Consider the following 1,223-nt stretch of genomic DNA (forward strand, 5'->3'; position numbering starts at 1 on the left):
CCGCGTCCCCCAAGGACAGCTATCTGCGCTGGGAGCGCATTCTGGAGGCCGCCAAGGCCACGGGCGCCCAGGCCATCCACCCCGGCTACGGTTTTCTCAGCGAGAACGAGGAATTCGCCCAGGCCTGCGCCGATGCCGGCCTGGTCTTCATCGGCCCGCCGCCCTCGGCCATCCGCGCCATGGGCCTGAAGGCGGCCTCCAAGCAGCTCATGGAAAAGGCCGGCGTGCCCCTGGTGCCCGGCTACCACGGGGCCGACCAGGACCCGCAGCTGCTGCAGCGCGAGGCCGACCGCATCGGCTACCCGGTGCTGATCAAGGCCAGCGCCGGCGGCGGCGGCAAGGGCATGCGCCTGGTCGAGCGCAGCGAGGACTTTGCCGCCGCCCTGGCCAGCTGCCAGCGCGAGGCCATCAACAGCTTCGGCGATGACGCCGTGCTGGTCGAGAAATACGTGCTGCGCCCGCGCCACATCGAAATCCAGGTCTTTGGCGACACCCAGGGCAACTGCGTCTACCTGTTCGAGCGCGACTGCTCGGTGCAGCGCCGCCACCAGAAGGTGCTGGAGGAGTCCCCCGCGCCCGGCATGACGCCTGCGCTGCGCCAGAAGATGGGCGAGGCCGCCGTGGCCGCCGCCCAGGCCGTGAACTATGTGGGCGCGGGCACGGTGGAATTCATCGTCGAGCAGCCCGGCGGCTACGACCAGCCCGAGGCCATGAAGTTCTACTTCATGGAGATGAACACCCGCCTGCAGGTCGAGCACCCGGTGACCGAGGCCATCACGGGCGAGGACCTGGTGGACTGGCAACTGCGCGTGGCCAGCGGCCTGCCCCTGCCCAAGCGCCAGGACGAGCTGCGCATCACCGGCCATGCCATCGAGGCGCGCATCTGCGCAGAAAACCCCGACAACGGCTTCCTGCCCGCCACCGGTACCCTGCATGTCTACCGCAAGCCCGACTGCGCCAGCTTCCATGTCGGCGACGTGCGGGTGGACGACGGCGTGCGCGAGGGCGATGCCATCAGCCCCTTCTACGACTCCATGATCGCCAAGCTCATCGTGCATGGCGACACGCGCGAACAGGCGCTGGCGCGGCTCGATGCCGCCCTGGCCGAGACACGCATCGTGGGCCTGGCCACCAATGTGCAGTTCCTGCGCCAGGTCATCGCCAGCGATGCCTTTGCAACCGCCAAGCTGGACACGGCGCTGATCGAGCGCGAGAAGACGCGG

The 1,223-nt window shown here is 69.1% G+C and carries 1 protein-coding gene; it reads left to right on the top strand.

Going from position 1 to position 1,223, the window contains the following annotated elements:
* Positions 1-1,223 (top strand): acetyl-CoA carboxylase biotin carboxylase subunit (locus tag L995_RS16840; RefSeq protein WP_047472716.1); only part of this gene is annotated, 1,223 nt, incomplete at both ends.

The sequence above is a fragment of the Delftia sp. ZNC0008 genome, from assembly GCF_000799035.1.
GTDB lineage: Bacteria > Pseudomonadota > Gammaproteobacteria > Burkholderiales > Burkholderiaceae_C > Comamonas > Comamonas tsuruhatensis.